Source organism: Pleomorphochaeta caudata (assembly GCF_055395745.1).
On the sequence record NZ_AP042458.1, the window covers coordinates 686,622 to 711,522 of the forward strand.

The 24,901-nt window shown below is 29.7% G+C and carries 19 protein-coding genes; 13 read left to right on the forward strand and 6 right to left on the reverse strand.

Annotation, left to right across the window (positions count from 1 at the left end):
• Positions 1 to 174: 174 nt before the first annotated feature.
• The 4 genes from ACZ5RS_RS03210 to ligA all read right to left on the reverse strand — a co-directional run bounded on the left by ACZ5RS_RS03210 (position 175) and on the right by ligA (position 5,485).
• Positions 175 to 1,536: an ATP-dependent 6-phosphofructokinase gene (locus ACZ5RS_RS03210; protein WP_464637437.1), complete on the reverse strand. Its 1,362-nt coding sequence runs from the start codon at positions 1,534 to 1,536 to the stop codon at positions 175 to 177.
• A 60-nt stretch (positions 1,537 to 1,596) separates the two neighbouring features.
• On the reverse strand, positions 1,597 to 1,977 hold the full coding sequence (locus ACZ5RS_RS03215; RefSeq protein ID WP_464637439.1) for a winged helix-turn-helix domain-containing protein: 381 nt from the start codon (positions 1,975 to 1,977) through the stop codon (positions 1,597 to 1,599).
• Positions 1,968 to 3,269: an aminotransferase class I/II-fold pyridoxal phosphate-dependent enzyme gene (locus ACZ5RS_RS03220; protein ID WP_464637440.1), complete on the reverse strand. Its 1,302-nt coding sequence runs from the start codon at positions 3,267 to 3,269 to the stop codon at positions 1,968 to 1,970. The genes ACZ5RS_RS03215 and ACZ5RS_RS03220 overlap by 10 nt, the downstream gene beginning before the upstream one ends.
• 104 nt (positions 3,270 to 3,373) lie before the next feature.
• Positions 3,374 to 5,485, reverse strand: a complete 2,112-nt coding sequence (gene ligA, locus ACZ5RS_RS03225) for an NAD-dependent DNA ligase LigA (RefSeq protein ID WP_464637442.1) — start codon at positions 5,483 to 5,485, stop codon at positions 3,374 to 3,376.
• 104 nt (positions 5,486 to 5,589) lie between these two features.
• Between ligA and ACZ5RS_RS03230 the strand changes: the two genes are divergently transcribed.
• The 9 genes from ACZ5RS_RS03230 (at position 5,590) to ACZ5RS_RS03270 (ending at position 17,635) form a co-directional block, all read left to right on the forward strand.
• Positions 5,590 to 7,620, forward strand: a complete 2,031-nt coding sequence (locus ACZ5RS_RS03230) for a molybdopterin cofactor-binding domain-containing protein (RefSeq protein WP_464637444.1) — start codon at positions 5,590 to 5,592, stop codon at positions 7,618 to 7,620.
• Positions 7,617 to 8,174, forward strand: coding sequence for a (2Fe-2S)-binding protein (locus tag ACZ5RS_RS03235; protein ID WP_464637446.1), 558 nt, complete (start codon positions 7,617 to 7,619; stop codon positions 8,172 to 8,174). Before ACZ5RS_RS03230 ends, ACZ5RS_RS03235 begins: the two co-directional genes overlap by 4 nt.
• Positions 8,164 to 9,048: an FAD binding domain-containing protein gene (locus ACZ5RS_RS03240; RefSeq protein ID WP_464637447.1), complete on the forward strand. Its 885-nt coding sequence runs from the start codon at positions 8,164 to 8,166 to the stop codon at positions 9,046 to 9,048. Before ACZ5RS_RS03235 ends, ACZ5RS_RS03240 begins: the two co-directional genes overlap by 11 nt.
• A gap of 47 nt (positions 9,049 to 9,095) precedes the next feature.
• Entirely contained in the window at positions 9,096 to 12,566 is a 3,471-nt protein-coding gene (gene dnaE / locus ACZ5RS_RS03245) for a DNA polymerase III subunit alpha (RefSeq protein ID WP_464637449.1), read from the forward strand.
• A 12-nt stretch (positions 12,567 to 12,578) separates the two neighbouring features.
• On the forward strand, positions 12,579 to 13,190 hold the full coding sequence (locus tag ACZ5RS_RS03250) for a YggT family protein (protein ID WP_464637451.1): 612 nt from the start codon (positions 12,579 to 12,581) through the stop codon (positions 13,188 to 13,190).
• Between the two features lie 9 nt (positions 13,191 to 13,199).
• Positions 13,200 to 15,275: an ATP-dependent DNA helicase RecG gene (recG, locus tag ACZ5RS_RS03255; protein WP_464637453.1), complete on the forward strand. Its 2,076-nt coding sequence runs from the start codon at positions 13,200 to 13,202 to the stop codon at positions 15,273 to 15,275.
• A gap of 8 nt (positions 15,276 to 15,283) precedes the next feature.
• Positions 15,284 to 15,823 carry a 16S rRNA (guanine(966)-N(2))-methyltransferase RsmD gene (gene rsmD / locus ACZ5RS_RS03260; RefSeq protein ID WP_464637455.1) on the forward strand — a complete coding sequence of 180 codons (540 nt, stop codon included), beginning with the start codon at positions 15,284 to 15,286 and terminating at the stop codon, positions 15,821 to 15,823.
• A 45-nt stretch (positions 15,824 to 15,868) separates the two neighbouring features.
• Positions 15,869 to 16,753, forward strand: coding sequence for an AEC family transporter (locus ACZ5RS_RS03265; protein ID WP_464637457.1), 885 nt, complete (start codon positions 15,869 to 15,871; stop codon positions 16,751 to 16,753).
• 63 nt (positions 16,754 to 16,816) lie between these two features.
• On the forward strand, positions 16,817 to 17,635 hold the full coding sequence (locus ACZ5RS_RS03270) for an acyl-[acyl-carrier-protein] thioesterase (protein ID WP_464637459.1): 819 nt from the start codon (positions 16,817 to 16,819) through the stop codon (positions 17,633 to 17,635).
• 1 nt (position 17,636) lies between these two features.
• On the opposite strand, the gene ACZ5RS_RS03275 is transcribed toward ACZ5RS_RS03270, so the two are convergent.
• The gene (locus ACZ5RS_RS03275) at positions 17,637 to 17,855 is read right to left on the reverse strand and encodes a SlyX family protein (protein WP_464637461.1); all 219 of its coding nucleotides are present in this window, start codon (positions 17,853 to 17,855) and stop codon (positions 17,637 to 17,639) included.
• A 293-nt stretch (positions 17,856 to 18,148) separates the two neighbouring features.
• Between ACZ5RS_RS03275 and ACZ5RS_RS03280 the strand changes: the two genes are divergently transcribed.
• From ACZ5RS_RS03280 to ACZ5RS_RS03295, 4 genes are all read left to right on the forward strand, one after another.
• Positions 18,149 to 19,120 (forward strand): helix-turn-helix transcriptional regulator, encoded by a 972-nt coding sequence (locus ACZ5RS_RS03280; protein ID WP_464637463.1) that lies wholly within the window; start codon positions 18,149 to 18,151, stop codon positions 19,118 to 19,120.
• A gap of 36 nt (positions 19,121 to 19,156) precedes the next feature.
• Positions 19,157 to 19,321, forward strand: a complete 165-nt coding sequence (gene rd, locus ACZ5RS_RS03285) for a rubredoxin (protein ID WP_464637464.1) — start codon at positions 19,157 to 19,159, stop codon at positions 19,319 to 19,321.
• A gap of 68 nt (positions 19,322 to 19,389) precedes the next feature.
• A complete protein-coding gene (locus ACZ5RS_RS03290) occupies positions 19,390 to 20,163 on the forward strand; it encodes a nitroreductase family protein (RefSeq protein ID WP_464637466.1) in 774 nt (257 codons plus the stop codon).
• A gap of 42 nt (positions 20,164 to 20,205) precedes the next feature.
• Positions 20,206 to 21,012, forward strand: a complete 807-nt coding sequence (locus ACZ5RS_RS03295) for a histidinol-phosphatase HisJ family protein (RefSeq protein ID WP_464637468.1) — start codon at positions 20,206 to 20,208, stop codon at positions 21,010 to 21,012.
• A gap of 72 nt (positions 21,013 to 21,084) precedes the next feature.
• Here the strand turns inward: ACZ5RS_RS03295 and nifJ are convergent, their stop codons facing one another.
• Positions 21,085 to 24,621: a pyruvate:ferredoxin (flavodoxin) oxidoreductase gene (gene nifJ / locus ACZ5RS_RS03300; protein ID WP_464637469.1), complete on the reverse strand. Its 3,537-nt coding sequence runs from the start codon at positions 24,619 to 24,621 to the stop codon at positions 21,085 to 21,087.
• Between the last annotated feature and the right edge of the window lie 280 nt (positions 24,622 to 24,901).

A 24,901-nucleotide genomic window follows, 5' to 3' on the forward strand; every position in this document is an offset into this window, starting at 1 on the left:
GTAGACTAAAAGGAGGTAAAAGCCTACCGAGGCAAAACAAAAGGAGGTTGAAGAGAAAATTCATCGAGGAATTACTCTCTTACAAGGCGAAAGATACCTAAATTAAGCGTTTTATTCAACCCCTTTTTTAAAAAATTTTGAGAATTAATAAAAATTTATCGTATTATTAATAAATTACATATCAATTTTACTATCATTCTTCATAGAGAAAGGTTGTCGTGTGTTTTCGATAACATCTCTCCAAAGACTTCCTTCAACATCAACATGGTTTCGTTTGCATACTGCTTGTTTAATAGGAATATGTACGAATCTATTATTAATTTGTGAAATTAAACATTGTGTCTTACCAGCCATTGCAGCATGAGCAGCATGAGCACCAAGTCTAGCACAATAAATTGAGTCAAATGAATTAGCTGGAGCACTTCTAATAATATAAGAAGGGTCAATATATTTTATATTTGCTTCAATTCCTTCTTCATCAAAATATTTTTTAATTTCATTTTTTAGGAATATCCCAATATCTGCATATTTTACATTACCAGAAGCATCTTTTTTACCTGTAGAAGGGACTAAGTCTTGTCCAGCGCCTTCTGCAACTAAAATAACAGCATGCTTTCTAGTCATTATTCTTTCTTTTAAGTGAGCTAATAAACCATTAGGACCATATAAATCAAAAGGATTTTCAGGAATTAAACAGAAGTTAACATCACTTTGAGCTAAAGAAGTGTGTGCGGCTATAAAACCACTTTCTCTACCCATAACTTTTACAAGACCAATACCGTTGATTGAATTTTTAGCTTCAACATGTGCTCCTCGTACACTAGGCACAGCAGCACCAACTGCAGTATCAAATCCAAATGAACTTTGAATAAATGATAAATCATTATCAATAGTTTTTGGTACACCAATAACAGAAATTTTTAATCCTCTTCTTTTTATTTCTTCACCAATATCATAAGCACCACGTAAAGTACCATCACCACCAACGGTAATTAAAATATTAATGTTTAATCTTTCTAAAGAATCAACAATTTCATCTACTTGCATTCCACCACCACGTGCAGAACCAAGAATTGTACCACCTTTTTCTTGAATATCATCAACTACATCAGGATCTAAAGGAATCAAAGGCCAAGGAGAATTTTCTAATAAACCTCTATAACCAAATTGAACACCACTAATTCTTCTAACCCCATATCTATACCAAAAACATCTTACAACAGATCTAATTACATTATTTAAACCTGGGCAAATACCCCCACAAGTTGTAATTGCTGCATGTACATGAGCAGGGTTAAAATATATTTTCTTTCTAGGTCCTGCTTTTTCAACTGTATCTTTTACTAATGGAACTCTATTACCTTTCTCATCAATATTAGATTCAACGCTAAAAAACAGTCTATCATCATCACAAACATAATCAGCTTGACCATCACCTTGATCATCGCTCATTATAATTGGTGTAGATAATTTTGGCTCCCCTAAATTTGTAATGTCAAAATTATATTGCAATCCTTCGACTGGCTTCTTTTTCATCTATATATCCTCCTAAGAAAAACTGAATATCTTTTATTAAAAAGATAATTCTAGTCTATCTTACAATTTTTTGCCCTCTTTATCATACATATTTAATAAAGAATTTACTTCTTCATTAAATGTTTCAAAAGGTTTTTTGGTTATCTCTTTGATTTCATTATGAAAAACTTTATATGACTTTAAAAACTCTTCACCGAACTCTGTCAAATAGGCTCCTTGTCTAGAGAAGCCTCCTCGCCTTCTAACTAAAATAATTTTACCTAAAGAAGCTTCTAACATATTCATCATCGAATATGCTTTAGAATAGGATATACCTATTTCATTTGCTGCTGCTCTAAGAGAAGAATGTTTTTTTATTTCTTCTAAAAGCCAAACAACACCTATTCCCATGAATTTCTCATTTTCGGTATTTACCAAATATATTTTAGTTTTTAAGTCCATAGCTCTCCTGCAGCCTTATAAATAATATCAAATAAATCTGCTAATTTTTCTGAATCAACAGAACAATATGCTACTCTTAAAACTTTATTCATAATGTTGATAGCTCCAATATTATAATTGTCTAATAAATAAAGTCTTAATTCTTCAACATCACCTTTACATTCAAAAGATAAAAAATATCCACTATTAAAGGCAAGAGGTTTAAGATAATCAATATTTTCTTTCTCTTTTAGCTTATCTTTGATTATGTAATAACGCAACTCCATTTCTTTACGAGCTTCCTCTTTTCCAGCATTATAAGTTGATTTATTACTTAAAGCTTTAATTAATAAACTTTGAGAAGGTTTACTACAGTTTGAAACTGAAGATCTAATACTTCCTAAAATTTTCTTATTAAATGCTTCATATTGTTCTGCACTAAAGTTCTTTGTTGAAACAGTTATAAATCCAACTCTAAAGCCCCATACCATTGCTTCTTTTGTTGCTGCATCACCTTTTACTGCAAATAAATTTTCATGAGCATCTGCAATTTTTGCAAATAAAGATTCTCTTGCTGTATCTTTTTCATAGAAAAGACCAAAATATGCATCATCACATAATGCTAATACTTTTTTTCCTTGATCAGCTGCATCTATTAAAATATTTGCAATTTGATCCATTTCAGTATTTGTTGGAGTATAACCAGTTGGGTTATTTGGGAAGTTTAAAACTGTAACAATCTTTTTTGACTTAGAAGAGGCAATTGCATTTTTAAATCCTTCTAAATTAAAAGCTTGGTTACTAGAATCATATAAAGGGAAAGTTGTAAATGAAGCATTAACATTTTCCTTAATAATTAAATCATAGTTATCCCAGAATAAATGAGGTAATATTACAGTATCATCTTCATTTAAAAATAATCTTAATACAATTGATAAAGCTTGAGTTAAACCACCAGTTACAACAGGCATTGAAAAAGATTTACCTTTTAGAGAAGGATTTTTTTCAATCATATCTTCTCTCCATAATTCTTTTAACTGAGGCATACCACCACCAGGTGCATATGTAAAGATTTCTGCTGGGCTCATTTTGCTTTTATCAAAATTATCATAAATTTCATCCAAGTACAAAGGAGCACCATTTTTAAAAGCTTGACCAACAGTTGCATTATATCTAGTTGCTTTTGCTTTAGCTTGTGCACTTTGTGCTACAATCCCTTTTGGGAAATACATTCTCTTACCATAATCTGAGAATAAATCATACACCACACTACCATTTAGAATATCATTTAATTCTTTAGCTAATTCATTCATTTCTTTTGCTCCCACAATGATTTTTATATAAATTAATAAAAAAACGATTATTTTTCTATATTAATATACTATATTTTGTATATTTATTAACAAAATATGCACATTTAAAACAATTCTTGTTGTTCATATTCAGTTTTTTTAACTTTTTCTGAAGCTTTACCTATATTTAACAAATTTAAAAACTCTTCTTCACTTACTATCTCAATATTGAGTTTTTGAGCTTTTTCTCTTTTACTTCCTCCACCTTTGCCTAATAATAAATGAGTAGTTTTTGATGAAATTGCAGATACAGTTCTACCGCCTCTTTTCTCAATTTCTTCTAAAGCTAAAGTTCTTGGATTATAGTTTTCAAAAGAACCAGTAACAGCCCAAACTTGATTTTCAAAGGTTTGTTCAAAACTACCACGTTCTTCTTTTTCTTCCATGTTTAATCCAATTTCTTTTAAAGCAGTAATTCTCTCCCTCATTAAAGGTTCATCCAAGGTTTCAATAATATTATGTGCAGTTTTCTCTGCAATTAAAGGAATTTCACACAACTTATTATAGTCTTTAGATTCAACTATTTCATATAATTTATCAATAGAATTAAACCCATTTTTTATTAACATGTCGACAATTTTCTTTCCAACTTCTGGAATACCTAAAGCAGTTAAAACTCTACTAAATGGCTTTTTTTTGCTTTCTTCTATTGCATCAATTATGGCTTTAATTTTTTTATCACCAAAACCTTTTTCATAACTTAATTTTTCATAATCGATATTATAAATATCTTGAACATCTTTAACTAAATCTAAATTCAATAAGACTTCAATAGTTTTAGGACCAAGGGTATCCATATCCATTTGCCCTTTTCCTACAAAGAATTCTAATCTTCCTTGTACTTGCTTTGGACAAAATTCATTTGGACAAAATTGATGAGAACCTTTTAATACTACAGGAGTTGAACAAACAGGGCACTTATCAGGCATTTTATAAGTAGTCTCTCCATTTTCATTTTTTTCAACTACTTTTTCTACAGCAGGAATTACATCCCCTCTTTTACTAACTTCAACAGTGTCTCCTAAGGCTAATTCTAATTCATCAATATATTGTTGATTATGAAGAGTAACATTACTAACAGTAGAGCCACCTATTTCTACAGGATTTATTCTAGCAACAGGGGTTAATCTACCAGTTCTTCCAACTTGAACTTCTATTAAATTTACGACACTTTGAGAAAAAGGAGATTCAAACTTATATGCTATTGCCCAACGAGGATGGTGAATTGTATATCCTAATTCTTCTCTTACATTAATTTCATTAACTTTTAAAACTAAACCATCAATTTCATATTCAAGAGAATTTCGTTTCTCTGTTTGGGTTTTTATTTCATCAGCTATATCTCTAAACTGGGAATACTTGCCTTCAACTTTTTGATTTTCTAGAAGAGCTTTTGCACTTTCAATATCTTTTGAAAACAATGTTAAATTAGGATTTGTTCTAAATCCTAATTGTTTTAATTTTGATAAAATTTCTACATGAGAGTTAAAAGAATACTGAGCCTCATCAAAAAAGCCTTCATAAACAAATATATTTAAAGGTATTTTAGCACTTTCTATACTCTTTTTTCTTCGAATTGTTCCAACACATAAATTTCTAGGATTTGCAAAAGGTTGTTCTAATGTCTTATTTATTTCTTCAAAGACTTTTTTTTCTAAATATATCTCTCCTCTAACAGCAATATTAATATCTTCAGTTAATCTAAGAGGAACAGATTTTATAGTTTTAACATTATTGGTTACATCATTACCAATTGTACCATTACCACGAGTAACAGCTCTAATTAATAGACCATTTTCATAATACAAAACAATTGAAATACCATCTATTTTTTGTTCTAAAACAAAATTTAAAGCACTAGTAGCTTTCTTTTGGTTTTTATCTATCCAAGAAGAGATTTCTTCAACACTGTAAGCTTTATCAAGACTCAAAACAGGTATTGTATGTTCAACCTCATCAAAATCTGAATCTAAATCACTTCCTACTCTTTGTGTAGGAGAATCAGATTTCTTAAATTGAGGATACTGCGTTTCTAATTCAACAAGCTTATCGAACAATCTATCATAGTCTATATCCTTAACAACAGGATTTGCATCAATATAATAAGCCTTCTGATATTCTCTTATTTTTTTACTTATATTTTCAACTTCTAAAAGTATTTCTTCATCATTTTTCATATGATTATGGTACACTAGAATTCAACTTTTTTCCACTAAAGTTATAGAACTTTCCTAGTTTCCATCAAAGGCTTTTCATGTTATTCTTAAAATAAGAGGTCAAGATGGGAAAAAAGAAATTTTCATTAAATAATAAAAGCAGTTTACAAGGATTTTTAGTAAAAGCAACTGATGGAATTTTTAAAAACCCTCAATTTAAATTACCAACAATTCCTAATGACTGTTTAGTTCTTTTTCCAAAAGATATAATTGGATCTAACATATTAGAAATTCAAAAACAAAGTATTCCTTTACTAGCATCATCTTATATTTCATATATAGGTCAACCTCTTTTTGCTGTTTTTGCCCCAACTTTAGAAAAGGCAGAACAAATAGCTAGAGAAATTAGTATTGAATATTTACCTGTTGAAGATATAGATAACAAACCTATTCTTGAAGATCAGAAGATTTCTTTTGAGACAGGACGATATGCAAAAGAATTCGATAAAATAATGGAGGAGAACTCCTTAATAACTCAACAAAATGAAGAAGAACAAGATGAAAAAGAAGAAAAGATAGAAATAAAATATAAAGCTTTTAAATCAACACTTAAGTTTGAAAGAATAAAATACTTTTCTAATCAAACCACTTGTATTTCTGTGGAAATTAACGATGATACTTTAAACATTTATGCTCCTACACAATGGCCTTCTTTAATTGTTAATTCAGTAAGCAATATTTGTGGATTTAATAAAAAAAAAATAATAGTTAATAAAGAGCAAACCTATTCAAACAAAGATGAAATGTTAATCCAACCTGCTATTTTAGCAAGCTTTGCTTCCTTAGCAGCAATAAAAACAAATAAAAATATCTTTATTCATGAAAACATTGAAATGTTTAGACCAGAAGTTTTAATAGAAAGAGAAACTTGGTATAGAGTTAATGATAAAAAAACAATATTAGAAGATATAAAAGTTACTATTGATCAAGGGGCTTTTTCTTTATTTTCTAAAGAAATGAGCAAGCAATATATTGCAGGACTTGTACCCTTATATGATTTAAAAGCTATAAAAATTAATTTTGATTTTATTCAAAGTCCAGTTTCCCCTTCAAACTTTTTTGGAGGACTTGGATTTGAAAATGCACTAGCATCAACACAAACACATACTACTAAACTTGGTAAGTCTTTAGGGCTTTCTCCTTTTTTCTGGACTACAAAAAGTCTCTTTGAAAGCACCTTGCATAAAAAAGTAATGGAAATTAATTCTTTACAAGAACCAAAAGAATGTCTACAAGATTTAGTTGATAGAAGCTTCTTTAACAGAAAATATGCCGCTTACAAAGTTAATTCAGCCCTAGATAAACATTTCTCTACTTTCACCCCATATGCAAGAGGGATTGGCTTAGCTGTAGCTCCAAGCATCAGTGGATTTTCTACAAACAATTCAACCTTTGGTTATCCAAAAGTTAAATTAACATTAAATTTTGACAGCAAAGTAGAGTTGAACACTTCTTTCTATAATGCAAGCAAAGCTAGTAATATTTGGAAAGAAATAATATCTCAGGAACTTGATATAAAGAAAAAAAATATTACTTTTTGTACAAATAGTACAGAATTAGTTGATAGTGGACCATGTACATTATCTACAAATAGTAAAATAATGTCTGAACAAGTAAAGCTAGCTTGTAAAAAAATTAATGATAAAAGATTTATTGAAGGGCTTCCAATAAGTGTTACGGTTGCCAGAAATAAAAGACCTGTAAAAGGACCATTATTTTCAAGTGAATCTTGGATAGCATTAATAATAGAAGCCGGAATTGATCCTATAACATTAGAACCAATTGTTTTTAAAGTCTCCGCAAATTGTTCTGTAGGTGATATTCTTGATGAAGTCGCATATATAAACAATTTAAGAGAGGAAATTTTGGATTGTATTTATGAATTAGGTGCAAAAACTACAAAAGGTGAAGATTTTAATATTGATATAAAAATAACTCAGAAGAGCGAAAATATTAGTGATAGTATTACTAGTGGATTGAGAGGTGCTGTTTTTGCTGCTTTTAATACAGCTTTGGAAATGGCTTTGAATTTTGATAATGATAGCCTTCCAACATCAAGTGAAAAAATTCTAACAAAAATTGGAGATTCATTATGATAAAATTATCAATCAAGCTAAATAAAACAGCTTTGGAACTTGTTGTAGATGAAATGAAACCTTTATCTCAAATCTTATATGAAGATTTAGATGTAAATATGCCAATTAGGAAATGCTCTAATACAGGATGCGGAAATTGCTTAGTAATTTTAGAAAAAGAACCTGTATTAAGTTGTTTAATACCAGCTTATCAATTACAAGGAAAAACAATAACCACGTTTGATGCTTTTATGCAAAGTGCACACTATAGGAATATTAAAAGAACCTATGATGCATTAAATTATGAACCTTGTCCTCATTGCTATGAAGCAAAAACACTAATTATTGAATCTTTATTATTAAAGGCTAAAACAAAAAGAATAGATAATAAAGTTGATGACTTTTCAAAAAAGTTTTTAACAAAAGCAATTGAAGAAGACACTCAAAATCAAATTGATTTTAAAACAGCTGAAAAAGAATTTGCATTAAATTCTTGCAAATGTTTAACATCAAAGCAATTGTACACTATTACAATAAAAGCTTTAGAGGATAGGATAAAACGTCGTGTATTATAGAAATAATAAATTATTTATACCTGAAACAATAAATGAGTTGCATCAGACTATTTTAAAAAATCCCGACCACATAATTTTTGCTGGGGGGACTTATCTTATGAAAGAAGCATCCCTTTATCCTTCATCTAATAAAACAAAAATCATATCTTTAGAAAAGATTAAAGAACTATTTGAAGTTACTAGAAACATAAAGCATGTTGAAGTTGGTGCGATGGTTACTACAAACAAATTACTCGAAATTGGTACTTTAGCTTTTAATGATTTATTATTAGATACCTTAAGTAATACAGCAACAAATATTATCAGAAACCAAATCACAATAGGCGGAGCTTTATCCACTCCTAATATTAGGTATTCACTACCAGGAACTTTGGCTTGTATGGATGCAAGTGTTGAATTATTAGATTTATCCAAACAAAAAATTATTACTAAAATTATACCAATAGAAAAAATGTATAAAAATGATTCTATTCTTTTAGAAAAAGGGTCTTTAGTTAAAAAAGTTAGAATTCCATTAAATAATTTTGATTTTGAAAGATTTTGTTGTATAGGTAGCCCAATACAAAATCCTTATTCTACAGTAATATTTGCTTTTGGTGCTAATATAAATCAAACCTTTATAAACAACATCAAAATGAATATTACTTTCCCTAAGGCAGGAATATATTATGAATCATTTATCGCTTCTGAATTAGAAGGCGCTCAAATTCCAATAATTCCTAGAACCGTAAATTCTGTGTCAAAGAAATTAGTCACAGAAATAAGTAAAAACTTAAAAGGTGTAACTCCTTTACAAAAAGAAAGAGCAAAAAGAATATTTCAATCAATTCTTTATCAAATCACACCTTCAAAGAAAACGATTGAAAAAACGTAATAAAAACTTTAAATTAAAAAAAAGAAAAAATTAAATAGGAGATTTCGTTGACAAATTTTGTTCATCTTCACAATCACACTGACTTTTCATTACTAGATGGAGCAGCCCCAATAAATAGATATATACAGAAAGCTAAAGATTATAACATGACTAGTTTAGCAATAACAGATCATGGAAATTTATTTGGAGCTCTTAGATTCTATTCCGCATGTAGAAAAGAAAACATTAACCCAATAATAGGTTGTGAAGTTTATTCTAACCCAGAAGGTCATACTCAGAAAAAAGCTATGGGTTATGAAGACACAACTAAAAGATACCACTTAATTTTATTGGCTATGAATGAAGTGGGTTATAGAAATTTAATTAAATTAGTTTCTATAGCTTATACTGAAGGGTTTTATAAAAAACCTAGAATTGATGATGCTCTTTTAGAACAATATAATGAAGGCTTAATTTGTCTTTCTGCTTGTTTAGGTGGAGAAATTTTACAACATTTACTTGCTGATGATTATCCAAAAGCTAAAGAAAGAGCGCTTTGGTTTAAAAATCTTTTTGGGGATAGATATTATTTAGAATTACAAGATCATGGTCTTGAAGAACAAAAAAGAACAAACCCTCTTTTAGCTAAATTAGCAAAAGAAACGGATATTCCTTTAGTGTGTACAAATGATATCCACTATATTGAAGATACTGACTGGCTTTCTCAAGATGTATTATTATGTATTGGTACTGGAGCAAAATTATCAGATAAAAATAGAATGCGTTTTGACGGTAAAGAATTCTATTTTAAAAGTCCTGACCAGATGGCAGAAATTTTCAAAGATTATCCTCAAGCAATTGAAAACACAGTAAAAATTGCTGAAAGGTGTAATTTGGAAATAGACTTCCCCGGACCAATTCTTCCTGCATCTACAATACCAGAACCTTTTAAAGATGAATCTGAATATCTAATACATTTATCAAAAGAAGGTATAAAACAACGATATAACCCTGTTCCTAAAGAATATTTAGACAGATTAGACTATGAATTAAAAACAATTATCGATATGAAATTCCCTGGATATTTTCTAATTGTTAGAGATTATATCTACTGGGCAAAGCAACATAATATACCTGTTGGTCCAGGTCGTGGATCAGGAGCAGGTTCAATTGTTGCATATTCTCTTGGAATCACCGATGTAGATCCAATGAAATATAATCTGCTTTTTGAAAGATTTCTTAACCCTGATAGAGTAAGTATGCCTGACTTTGATATTGACTTCTGCCAAGAAAGAAGAGCTGAAGTAATAGATTATGTAACAGATCATTATGGTATTGAAAAAGTTGGGCAAATTGCGACCTTTGGAACTCTAAAAACAAAAGCCGTTATAAAAGACTGCGCTAGAGTTTTAGATATTCCTTTTGCAGAATCTAATAGAATTGCAAAACTCATTCCAGATGAAAGAAAAATGAGCATAGACAAAGCTTTAGAAATGAGTGAAGAACTTAGAGCGATTAGAGAACAAGGCGGCGTTTATGAAACGCTTTTTTCCGTTGCTAGTCGACTTGAAGGCCTAAACCGCCATATATCTACTCACGCAGCTGGAGTTGTTATTGGTAGAGAAGAATTAACTAAATATGTTCCTCTTTACAGAGATCCAAAAACAGGAGCTGTATCCACTCAATACACAATGGACTTAATTGAAGAATGTGGTTTAGTTAAAATGGACTTTTTAGGATTAAAAACACTTACTTTAATTAAGCATTGTGTTGATTTGATTCATAAAAAAGATAAAACATTCGATATAGAAAAAATTAGTGAAACAGATGAAAAGACATTTAAAATGCTTCAAAGTGGAGATTCTTCTTGTGTATTCCAATTTGAATCTGCGGGTATGCAAAAAATCTTAAAACAAGCCCAACCTAGTAACATAGAAGATTTAGTAGCTTTAAATGCATTATATAGACCAGGGCCAATGGCATATATTCCTCAATTTATTGAATGTAAACATGGACGACAACCAATAAAATATGCAGATCCAGCATTAGAAGAAGAATTAAAAACTACATATGGGGTTATTGTTTATCAAGAACAAGTTATGAAAGTTGCTCAAATAATTGCAGGCTACTCTCTTGGTCAAGCAGATATTCTTAGAAGAATAATGGGTAAAAAGAAAGTTTATGAACTTGAAACACAAAAAAAGATTTTCATAGAAGGTGCTGCAAAAAAAGGCCATAGCAAAGAACATGCTATCGAAATTTTTGAAATGCTAGAACCATTTGCTGGTTATGGATTTAACAAATCTCATGCAGTTGCATATTCTGTTGTTGCTTACCAAACAGCATTCTTGAAAGCAAATTATCCAGCAGAATTTTTAGCAGCCAACTTAACAAACGAAATGAACAATCCTGATAAATTCAAGGAATACTTAAATGTTGCTGAAAGCATGGGATTAGAAATATTACCACCATCAATAAACTATTCAGAAAAAAGTTTCAGTGTTGTTGATAACAAAATTGTTTATGGACTAGCTGGAATAAAAAATGTAGGTGAAGTTGCTGTAGCAAAAATTATTGAAGAAAGAGAGCAAAATGGAAAATATAAAAGCTTTATGGAATTCTTAGAAAGAAGTAATCCAAAAGTTTTAAATTCCAAATTATTAGAATCTTTAATTACAGCAGGAGCTTTTGATTCATTAAAAATAAATAGACCTTCTCTACTTGAAGCTCTCCCAGAAGCTGTAAAATTTGCTCAAGGAATTATTGAAGATAAAGAATTAGGGCAAATGAGTTTATTTGAAGAAATTGAAGAAACTTCTTTCAATGAATTTGAAATACCAATTATTGAAGATTGGAAAATACTAGAAAAATTGGAAAGAGAAAAAGAATTATTAGGCTTTTATATTTCAGGACATCCTCTAGATATATATAAAAAAGAGATTAAAAATAGTGTAATTTTTGATTTGTCAAAACCTGATAAATTTGTGCTAAATCAAAAAACAGCCATAGTTGCAACTGTTGTAAGCAAAAGAGAATTCACATCCCAAAAAGGAAAAAAAATGGCTTTTCTTGTATTAGCTGACGCAAATGGGACTATCGAAAGTGGATTATTCAATAAAGCTTATGAAAACTTAAATAATAAATTAGAAGTTGATTCAATTTATGGTTTTGTTGGTAAATTTAAAGAAAATTATAAAGATAAAGAAAAAATTGATTTTGAAATTGAGAATGTAGTAGATCCTAAAGATTTACCACCTATAGCTCTTTCAACTTGTAATATTAAATTAAATTATAATGTCGCAAAAGAAATAGGATTAGAGGAATTAAAACAAATAATTATAACAAATTCTGGACCATTAAATGTTAATCTTTTCTTAGAAAAAGAAAGACTATCATCAAATGAAGATGATATTGATATTGTAAAAGATACGGTTCCAATAAAAATTAATTGTAATGTTGTTTTTAGTGTAAAATATAGCCAAAATTTTATTTCACAAATTAATGAAAGACCAGAAGTTATTGATATCTGGTTCAATTAAAGGAAAAAAATTATGCAAGAATCTACAATTTTTATGAGATTAGCTCTCGGATTAGCACAAGTTTTAGCATTTTATAATTTATTACTTTGGGTTCGAATTATTTTATCTTGGTTTGCTCCCGTATCACATTTAAATCAAAATAGTATATTCATTATTTTAAAAAAGATTGTTGATCCATATTTAAATTTATTTAGAAATGTAAACTTATTAAAAACAAAAAATATTGATTTCACACCATTATTAGCTTTTGCTTTATTATCTGTTTTACAAAGTATATTACATCTATTTGGAACAACAGGACAAATTACTTTCTATATTGTATTAGCCTTGATTCTTAATACTCTATGGGGATATTTAATCTCACCTTTTTTAGTAATAATTACAATAATAATAGTTATAAGATTAATCTTATGTTTCAAAAAAGGACCAAATACAATTACCTTAATTAGGACTTTAGAATCTATTATTGGCGGCTTTTTAAATTGGATTCAAAAAGTATTTTTTGCAAGCAAAATAGTCTCTGATAGAAAGCTTCTTATTGTAAGTACTATTTTCTGTATCCTTGTGTATATTACTACTAGAACTGTTGTTACATATTTGATTTCTTATTTAATAAACTTATAAGAGTGAACTATGTTTATTAGGAATTATTCAACAGATATATCAAGTTTAAAAGGCGTTGGAAATTCCGCTAAAGAAAATTATGCATCTTTAGGGGTAAAAACCTGTGGAGATTTATTACTTCTTACCCCTCGAGATAGAGAAGATAGAACAAAATTTATTAATCTTGAAGACTTACCTAATCATTTTTTAGAGGCAAGACAAATTAATACTTTTGTAGAAATAAAATCTCATTCATTTTTTGGAGCTTTTTCAAAAAATGGAAGAACTTTAAAAATAAAAGTTAAAAGTTATTTTGGAGATAGATCTCTAAACTTACTCTGTTTTGGTAGAAACTTCCTTCAAAAAATAATCAAAGTAGATAAATTATATTATCTTTATGCTTCTGTGTATTCACACAATGGTGAGTTACAAGCTTCAAGTTTTGAATTGTATGAAATAAAAGATATAGATAATCCTCCATTACCTTTTGGCCAAATAATTCCTCTCTATCCATTAAAAGGCTCTTTAACTCAAAAATTAATTAAAAAAAATTTAATTGAAATTTTTTCTAAACCAATAAGATTTGAAGACGAACTTCCTCAATCTATTATGACTGAATTAAAATTAATGCCTTTTGATAAGGCTATTAGAGCTTATCATTTTCCAAAAGATATAGAACAATTAAAACAAGCAAAAAAAACTTTGGCCTTTTGTGAACATTTTTATATGCAATTAATTGCAAGAAAAGATATAAAAATTCATAGAACAAATAAACCTGTTAAAAGCATTCCTTCTAAATTAGAAATACAACTTATTTCAAATTTAGATTTCCAATTAACGAATGATCAATTAAGTGTTTTAAAAGAAATAAGAACTGATTTAGACAACAAAGAAGCAATGAATAGAATGCTACAAGGAGATGTAGGAGCCGGAAAAACTTTAATAGCTTGGGCATCAGCGTTACATGAAATTTCTAAAAAACATCAAGTAGCCTTTATGGCACCAACAGAATTATTGGCCAATCAACACGCTCAAAATGCTGCAGAACTATTAGAACCTTTAGGAATTTCAATAGCATTATTAACAGGATCAGTGTCTCAAAAACAAAGAAAACCTATATTAGAGGGTATTAAAAATGGTTCTATACAACTTTTAATTGGTACTCACGCGTTATTCAGCGACAATGTAGAATTCCTTGATTTGAGATACATTATAATTGATGAACAGCATAGATTTGGAGTAAACCAAAGAGAAAAACTATTATCTAAAGGGCTTCATCCCAATATACTAATGATGAGTGCAACACCAATCCCAAGAACCTTAGCGTTAACGGTGTTTGGAAATCTAAATATTTCTACAATTAGACAATTACCAAAAGGAAGAAAGCCTATTATAACACATCTTGTTGGAGAAGCTTCTAGACAAAGAATGTATAAATCGATTGCAGTAGAATTTCAAAGAGGACACCAAGCTTATTTTGTATATCCTCGGATTGACGATTCAGGCCCTCAAGAATTAAGAGATGTAACAAATATGTTTGAATATTTGAAAAAACAATATCCGAATGTTCCGTCAGCTCTTTTACATAGCAAAATTGATGACGATGAAAAAATAGAAATATTGACAAATTTTAAGAAAGGAAAAATTTCATATATAGTTTCCACTAGTGTAATCGAAGTTGGAATAGATGTACCAAATGCTACGTGCATTATAATTGAACATGCTGATATTTTTGGACTTTCAGCACTTCATCAGTTAAGAGGCAGAGTTGGTCGCTCTCAATTACAATCCTTTTGTTTTTTGGTTTTTAACAATAATATTAGTGAATTAGGAAAAGAAAGACTAAAAGTAATGAGAGAAACAAATGATGGTTTTATCATTGCTGAAAAGGATTTAGTTTTAAGAGGTCCTGGAGATATTTTAGGCACAAAACAATCAGGATTTATTAGACTTCATTTTGCCTCTCTTGTAAATGATTTAGAAATGATTAAAATAGCAAGAGAATATTGTGATAAAATCTTGAAAGAAGATTCGAGTTTTATTAATCTAGATAACAGAGTTATAGAAAGAGTTTTAAAAGAAGCAAATCCTTTCTTAGAAGAATAAGAGGTATTATGAGAATTACAGGTGGAAAATATCGTGGACGTACAATAACCTGTCCTCCAGGAGTAATTAGACCTGCAATGGATAGAATGAGAGAATCACTATTTTCTATATTAGGAAATTTAGATGACCTATCATTTTTAGATTTGTTTACAGGTAGTGGTTGTGTTGGAATAGAAGCTGCATCTAGAGGGGCAAATCCTGTTCATATAGTTGAAAAAGACAGAGGTAAAAAATCAGTTATTAACAAAAATATTTCTTTTGTTGATTCAAAAATCTTATTATTTCTAGTTGATGTTTATCGCTTTATACCAACAGCAAAACAATCTTATGATATTGTATATGCAGACCCTCCTTTCCCTATGGATGGAAAAGTTGAATTAACTCAAGCAATAGCAGATGCTCAAATTGTTAAAAAAAATGGACTGTTTATTATACATTATCCTAGTGAAGAAAAAGCTCAATGGCCTGAAAAAATAGGCGATTTAGTTACATATGATGAAAGAAAATATGGTAGAAGCATATTACGCTTTTTTAGACGTGAAGAATAATTAGACATGGATGTTGCAACTAGAACTAGCCTCCAGATAATTCAAATGATAGTTATTCTTGCATTTGGAGCATATGCATATAAGAAAACAATAATTCAAGAAAATGGATTAAAAAGCTTAACTAATATTTTATTAGAAATTGTTAGCCCTCTTTTAATTTTTACTTCTTATCAAAGAGATTACGATCAAGAACAAGTAAGAGGTTTGATAATTACTTTTATTCTTTCTTTTCTCTCAATTTGTATTGCAATTATTTTAGCTAGAATATTAATAAAAAAATCAACAAAGACAGATTACCTTGTTGAGAGAATGGCAGTAATGTACACTAACTGTGGATTTATTGGGTTACCTCTAATGAATGCAGTTTATGGACAACTTGGGGTATTTTATTGTACAGGAGTTATTACCGCTTTTAATATAATTTGTTGGTCTTATGGTATCAGCATGCTAATCAAATTGCCATTAAAAGAAAAAATAATTAAAATAATAACTGGCAGAAACATGCTAGCAATTATTCTTGGTCTATTATGTTACTTTTTTTCTATAAGAGTTCCTTCTCTTGTTTTAGCTCCAATGAAATCTATTGGTGATATGAATGGATCTCTTGCTTTATTGATTGTGGGTGCAACGATTATGAAATGCCCATTAAAAAAACTGTTCGGAGATTTAAGAAGCTATTATATTTTATTTTTACATAACATATTAATTCCAATAATAATAATCTTTTTCTTATTAAAGATTAACGCCCCAATAATGTTAAAAAATATTGTTTTAATTGCTATGGCATGTCCTGTTGGTGCAACTACTACAACATTCTCCCTGTTATATGATAGAGACGAATTATATGCCTCATCTCTATTAGGTTTATCTACTATTGCAAGCATAATTACTATCCCAATAATACTTTTCTTGAACAGTTTTTTTTACTAACTCTCATTGAATAATTTTGTCGATTTTATGTATAGTAGTTTATATACGCGGAGGAAACTATATATGGAAAGAAAAATTAATACTTTTGGTAAAATTGAAAACAAAGTATATAAAGAAATGTTTATCCCTTATACTTATAACTGTGATGCACATGCAAACGCTAGACTTGATTGGATTTTTGAAATAGTTCAAGAAGCGGCAGCATCTCATTCCTCTATTCTAAATTGCTCAATATTTGATTTAAATGAAAGTGGATTAACTTGGGTAATTTCAAGAGAAAACATAGAAGTTTATAAATATCCAAAATGGAGAGAAGAAGTTTTTGTAGAAACTTGGGCTGAAAAACCATATAGAAGAGTTTTAGTTCCTAGAATTATTCAAGGGAAAAATGCTGATGGCGAAATCCTCTTTAGATCAGTAACTTTATGGCCAATAATTGATTTAAAAACAAATAGACCTATTGAACCTACAGCCATGTTAGAAAAAATTGGTATCCCTGAACAAACAAAGCAAGTTGATTTTCAAATCAAAAAAAGAGATGTAATTGACGACACAAATCCTTTAATATCAAAAATTGTTCCAAGAATTAATTATTCTGATACTGATTTTAATAAACATGTTAATAATATTTCATATATTCGCTGGACTCTACAATCAATGCCTAATGATTTTAGAGATAAATATATTACAACAAATATTGATGTATCATGGTTAAAACAAACATATTTAAAAGATGATGTTGAAATTATTACAAGAAGCGAAAGTCCAAATGCAATAAATGAAGATAATCCCACCTTTATACATCAACTTATCAGAGTTGATGAAAATGGCGATAAAAAAACTGTTTTTGAAGCAAAAACATGTTGGGAAAAAAGAGCTTAATTTAATAATGTGGTGGTTTTCTGTTTGGAAGATCGGAAGATTCCCCTTCTTCCAACAGTTCAACAATTTTCTTTTCTAATTTATTTATATGATTGTTTAATATTCCAATCTCTTTTTGTTGATTAGTTACAATTTCATTTAACTGTGCAACAATTTCTTCAGTATATGAAATTTTGATTTCAATCTTTTCAATAGATTTTTCTAATTCATGAGTTCCCATAAACATCTCCTATTCTACAATTAATATTTTTAGTACAAAAAGAGGGTTTTTTCAATATAAATTAATAACTCATTAAAATTTACTCTCAAAAATTGAGTAATAATTAAGTACTTTCAAATTTTTAAAAGTTGTTTTTTTGTTTCATTTTTTTATTATTACACAATTATTAATTTTTTGTAAAAATTTTATCTCATTTTTTTTATTTTTTTGTTGTTTTTTTGTTGCATTTTTTCATTTTTATGATAAGGTATAATATGTTGCAGTTTGGTGCATAAACAAATAGGAGAAACTAAATGAAAGGCGAACGTGTTGCACAATTAGAACTATTATTACTTTCACATCCTGAAGGTCTAAGAAGAGCTGAGATTGCTAGAAGACTCGGTGTCCATAGATCAACAATAAGTAGATATGTTACTGATTTAAGTAAATACATTGATGTATATGAAGAAAATAATTTAATTAAAATAAAAAGCGATAAAAATGAAGATGAAAATATTGAATTAAGTATTTATGAGAGTTTAGCATTTAATATGTCTGCTGAAGCCATAGCTAAAAATTCAGAATTTCAAAACCCTCATCTAGCTTCTGGACTAAGAAAAATTGCTTTAAACATGAGATCTTATGCTCCTAAAATTAGTAATAATATTATTCAATTATCAGAAGAAATTGATAAATATATACAAAAAAAGAGTGGTAATTCAAAATATAACACAATTTTAGATGTATTAATTGATTCCTGGGTTTCCGGTAGAATTGTTAAGATTGAACATACTGTTAATGGTAAAAAACGAATTTCTGAAGTAGCTCCATACTTTATTGGATTTAGGGAAGAGACTACAGGAAGAAACCCAATTAGTGTTACAGGAAGATTACGCCATACTACAGAAATGATAACCATTGATATAAGCACAATAACTAAGGCTATAATTCTAGAACAAACTTATACAATTCCTGATAACTTAAAACCCTTTAAAATGCCAAAACAAGAAAATACATATGAGCCAATCGATGTAATTCCTTTAAAAATAAAAGTAAAAGAAATTTCAGCTATAAATGTTTTTAACAACTTAAAACATACCCCTCCAGTTATAGAAGAACTTGATAACTTTTATATCTATTCTTTTGATATAGAAAACTCAATTGAATTGATTTTAAGAATTATTCAGTGCGGTTCTTCGGTTGAAATTCTAGAACCAGAGTCATTTAAGCAAAAATTTTGTAAAACTTTGATGGAAATTCTTGCCGTTTACAATATAACTTGCTAATATTTAATAAAGACAACCGTCTTGTAGGAGAAAAAGATGAAAAAATATGAATGCGATTTATGCGGTTACATTTATGACCCAGAAGTAGGTGATCCTGATGGCGGAATCGCTCCAGGAACAGCATTTGAAGACATCCCTGATGATTGGGTTTGCCCTCTTTGTGGTGCAAGTAAAGATGATTTTTCTGTTGTAGAAGAATAAGCATTAAATATGAGATTATTACTAAAGAGGCTCTGTAAAAGCCTCTTTAGTTTTTATATAATGAATTTATGATAAATAATTTACTTAACAGACGCTCCCATAGAGCGTTTTTAGAAGAAAGAATCAATGACAAAGATTTGGATTTGATTAAAAAAGCTACATTACAAGCACCCACCGCAGGGAATCTAACTTTATATTCTATTATTGAAATTGAAAATCCCTCAATTAAAGAAAAGCTTTCTGTGCTTTGTGATAATCAACCTATGATAAAGAAAGCTCCTCATGTTTGGGTTTTTCTTGCTGATTTTAACCGTTGGTTAAAATATTTTAAATTAAGTAACACAGAAACTAAAACAAATACAAAAATTAGAAAAGTAAATGTTGGTGATTTACATTTAGCTTTACAAGATTCAATAATTGCAGCTCAAAGTGCCACTGTCGCTATTGATGAATTAGGCTATGGATCTTGTTATGTTGGTGATATTATAGAAAACTATGAAGAAGTACAACAATTACTAAATCTCCCAGCACAAGCAGTTCCTGCGGCAATGTTAATCTTTGGAAAACCAAAGAAAAAACTAACAACACCTAGAGAGAGACCTGATGCACAATATATATTCTTTACAGATACATATAAAAATCAATCAGATGAAGAAATTGTTGCAACATATAAGAAACTTGAAGATAGCCAAAGAAAAACAAAAACTCTACCCTTTAACAATGAAGGAACAATTGCAGATCAGTTTTATCTAAGAAAATTTTCTACATCTTTTATGAAAGAAATGAATCGCTCTACAAAAGTTTTCATCGAGAGATGGTGTAATGAAAACGATATTAAATAAAAATTTAATATTAAAAGTTTAATTTATCATAGGAGAATAAATTTGATTTTAACTAACCTTCATACACATACGACCTACAGTGATGGAAAAAACTCATTAGAAGAATATATAAACAAAGCAATTGAATTAGGTTTTGATTCAATTGGTTTTAGTGAACATGCTCAGTGTGGTTACGATATTGATTGTAAAGAATTAGCAAGGGATGAACAAGTTTCTTACTTTAATCTTCTAGATGAGTTGAATGAAAAACATGAAAATATAGATATATTTAAAGGTCTAGAATTAGACTCTTTAAATGGTGAATATAAAGGAAATCCAGACTACACTATAGGTTCAGTTCATTGTCTATTAATAGAAAACAAAATCTATTTTTTAGATTATAATGCAGAAAGATTAAAAGAAATAATTTCTGTATGTGGTGGCATAAAACCTTTTATAACTAAATATTACCAAGAACTTTTAAATTTTGCAAAAAATGTTGACTATGATATTGTTGGCCACTTAGATTTATATACAAAATTTAATGAAAAAGAACCAATATTTAATATCAATGAAAAATGGTATAAAGATATTATTTATAATGTTATTGAAGAACTTAATAAATTAGATAAAATAATTGAGATAAATACTGGTGCAATTGCAAGAGGTTACAGAAGCTCCCCTTACCCAGATTTAAATACCATTAAAACATTAAAACAACTAGATTCTAAAATTATTGTTGGTTCTGATGCTCATACAATTAATGGTTTAAATTGCTTTTTTTCTGAAGTAGAAAACATTTTAAAATCTTTAGATATTAAAAATATTTATAAATTCACAAAAAATGGATTTATAGAAACTTCTTTATAAAATTTTTTATTATTTAACAAATAAAAATGAGGCCCGTTAAGGACCTCATTTATTATATCTTGTAAAAATAATTTACATGATGTTTCCCATAGCTTTGTAGAAATCCATACGGTTCTTAGCATCTTCTTCAGCTTTCTTGAATAATTCATCAGCTTGTGCTGGGTTAGTTTTGTATAATGATGTATAACGTACTTCACCCTTTAAGAAGTCTTGATATTCTACAGTAGGTTCTTTCTTGATATCCCAAGAGAATCTCTTACCTGCTTCTAAAGCTGGGTTGTAGCGATATAATGGCCAGTAACCAGCATCAACAGCTTTCTTAGCTTCAACTTGACTATATCTCATGTTCATACCATGGTTGATACATGAAGAATAACAGAATACGATAGAAGGACCATTCCATGCTACAGCTTCTTGTAGAGCTTTTTGAGCATGCATTCTGTTAGCACCTAATGCGATAGAAGCAACATAAACATAACCATAACTCATACACATAAAGCCAAGGTTTTTCTTACCTAATTGTTTACCAGCGTTAGCAAATTTTGCTACAGCACCAATTGGAGTTGCCTTTGAAGCTTGTCCACCAGTATTTGAATATACTTCAGTATCTAATACTAAAATATTTACATTTTTACCAGAAGCAACAACATGGTCAACACCACCGTAACCAATATCATAAGCCCAACCGTCACCACCAATAATGAATACAGTCTTTTCTGAGAAATAATCTTTTAATTCATTGATTTTTTCTAAGTAAGCTCTATTTTCATCAGTTGCAGCAGCTAAAGCAGCAGGTAATGCAGCTTGTACAGCATTTTGAGCATCAATTGCATCTTCTTTTGCAGAACCCCAAACAGCTAAACTAGCATTAATTGCTTCAGTTAATTCTTTTGTTGTTCCAACTTCTAGAAGATTATCAATATTAATCTTTAATAAGTTTCTGTTACTATCTACAGCTAAACGCATACCTAAGCCGTATTCAGCATTATCTTCAAATAGTGAGTTACCCCAAGCTGGACCTCTACCATCTTTTTGACGTGTAGTATAAGGAATTGTTGGGAATGTACCAGAATAAATTGAAGAACAACCTGTTGCGTTAGCAGCAATCATGCTTTCACCACAAATTTGAGAAACAAGTTTTACATAAGGAGTTTCACCACAACCTGCACAAGCTCCACTGAATTCAAATAGAGGTTGTTTAAATTGTAAACCTTTAACTGTTGTATCTTTTGTACCGTCTAATACATCATATGGTAAATCTTCAAAGAATTCAGCATTAGCAACTTCACCCTTATCTCTTTCATCTTGAATAGGAGATAATTCTAAAGCTTTAGTCTTAGCAGGACATGCTTCTACACAAACGCCACAACCTTGACAATCTTCTGTGTAAATTTGAATCTTGAATCTAAGATCTTTATCATTCTTTGTATTTGATTTTAATGTTACAAATGTTTCTGGAGCATTATCTAATTTTGCAGGTTCGATTTGTTTTGCACGAATAGCAGCATGAGGACAAGCTTGTACACATTGGTTACATTGAATACAATTATCAGGCATCCATTTTGGAACAAATGGTGCTACACCACGTTTTTCTAGTTTAGCAGTACCTGAAGGTAATTTACCATCATAAGACATTTTTGATACTGGAATACTATCACCTTCACGGTGCATGATTGGTAAAATAATGTCTTTAGCAAAATCAGAAGCATCTTCACTAATTAATTTTGCAGGTTCATAACTCTTAGTAATTGTTGCAGGAACTTTAACTTCATGTAATGCATCAGATGCACCATCAACAGCTGCCCAGTTCTTTTTAACAATTTCTTCACCTTTCTTTAAGAAAGTTTTCTTAATATATTCTTTAATTAAAGCAATTGCTTCTTCTTCTGGTAAAATAGCACTAATCTTAAAGAATGCAGCTTGCATAACAGTATTAATTCTTGTACCTAAACCAGCTTTTCTAGCAATTTCTAATGCATCAATGTTATAGAAACGAATCTTTTTATTGATGATTTGTTCTTGCATTTTTCTTGTTAAATGATCAAATACTTCATCTGAAGGAATTTGGCTGTTCAATAAGAATACACCATTTTCTTTCAAAGGACTTAACATATCATAACGACCAATATATGCAGCATTATGACAAGCAACAAAGTCAGCATGGTCAATTAACCAAGGCATGTTCAATTTACTTTCACCGAATCTTAAGTGGCTAACTGTAATACCACCAGATTTCTTTGAGTCATAAGCGAAATATGCTTGAGCATTTTTGTTTGTATTGTTACCAATAATCTTAATTGAGTTTTTATTAGCACCAACAGTACCGTCTGAACCAAGACCCCAGAACATACAAGAAGATACATCACTAGGTGTAACATCAATTGTTTCACCAATCTTAATTGATTTATTAGTTACATCATCTTCAATACCAACTGTGAAATCATGGAAAGCTGCGCCAGCTAAATGATCAAATACTGCTTTTGCGTGTGTTGGAGGGAAGTCTTTACTACTTAATCCATAACGACCACCAATAACTTTAACGCCTTCTACACCCATTTGACTTAATGCTGCAACAACATCTAAGTATAAAGGTTCACCTAAAGCACCAGGTTCTTTAGTTCTGTCTAATACAGCAATTCTCTTAACAGTTTTTGGTAAAGCAGCAACTAAATGTTTTGCACTGAAAGGACGATATAGGTGTACATTAATAACACCAGTTTTTCCACCATTACTGTTAATATAATTACTTGCCCATTCACATGTATCAGCACCAGAGCCCATTACGATTACAACATCAGTTGCATCTTTAGCACCTGAGTATGAGAATAAATGTAAAGGTCTACCTGTTAATTCAGATACTTGAGCCATATAATCTTCAACAATTTCAGGAACAGCATCATAATATTTGTTAACTGTTTCACGACCTTGGAAGTAAACATCTTCGTTTTGAGCTGCAACTTTTGTCATTGGAGCTTCAGGACGTTGTCCTCTAGCACGGAATTTTTCAATTAATGATTCATCAACTAAACCTTTAATATCATCATATGAGATTTCTTCAACTTTTTGAATTTCATGAGAAGTTCTAAAACCATCAAAGAAACTTAAGAAAGGAACATCACTCTTTAAAGTAGCTAAATGAGCAACTAAAGCCATATCCATTGTTTGTTGAATACTACTTGCAGCTGTCATTGCAAATCCTGTATTACGACAAGACATTACATCTGAGTGATCACCAAAAATTGATAGTGATTGAGCTGCTAAAGAACGAGCAGAAACATGGAAAACTGTAGGTGTCATTTCACCTGCAATCTTATGCATGTTAGGAATCATTAATAATAAACCTTGAGAAGCTGTGAAAGTTGTTGTTAAAGCACCACCAGCTAAAGCACCGTGAACAGCACCTGCTGCACCTGCTTCTGATTGCATTTCAATGATTTCAACTTTTTTTCCCCAGAGGTTTTTCTTACCAGTACTTGCCCATGCATCAGCATATTCACCCATTGGTGAAGATGGTGTGATGGGATAAATTGCAGCAACTTCACTGAAAGCATAGGCTATATGCGCAGCAGCGGTATTACCATCAATTGTTACCATTTTTTTGTTGTCCATTTTGACACTCCATTACCAGAATATAATATTTGATTTAAAATAAAATCGTACAATTACTTAAAAAGATAATAAAAGTCATAAAACCTTTATTACCAAAACAAATTATAATACACCATTTAGTGGTTTTCAAGTACACCAAGCAAAGTATTCTTAATTTAATCTTCTATAAAATACCTATTTTAAATTAAGTTTTTGATTAAAAATCCCATTTTAAACAAATTAAAATATTATTGCACTTTATATTAAAAGAAATGTGAATTATTGTGATTTTTTTCCACAT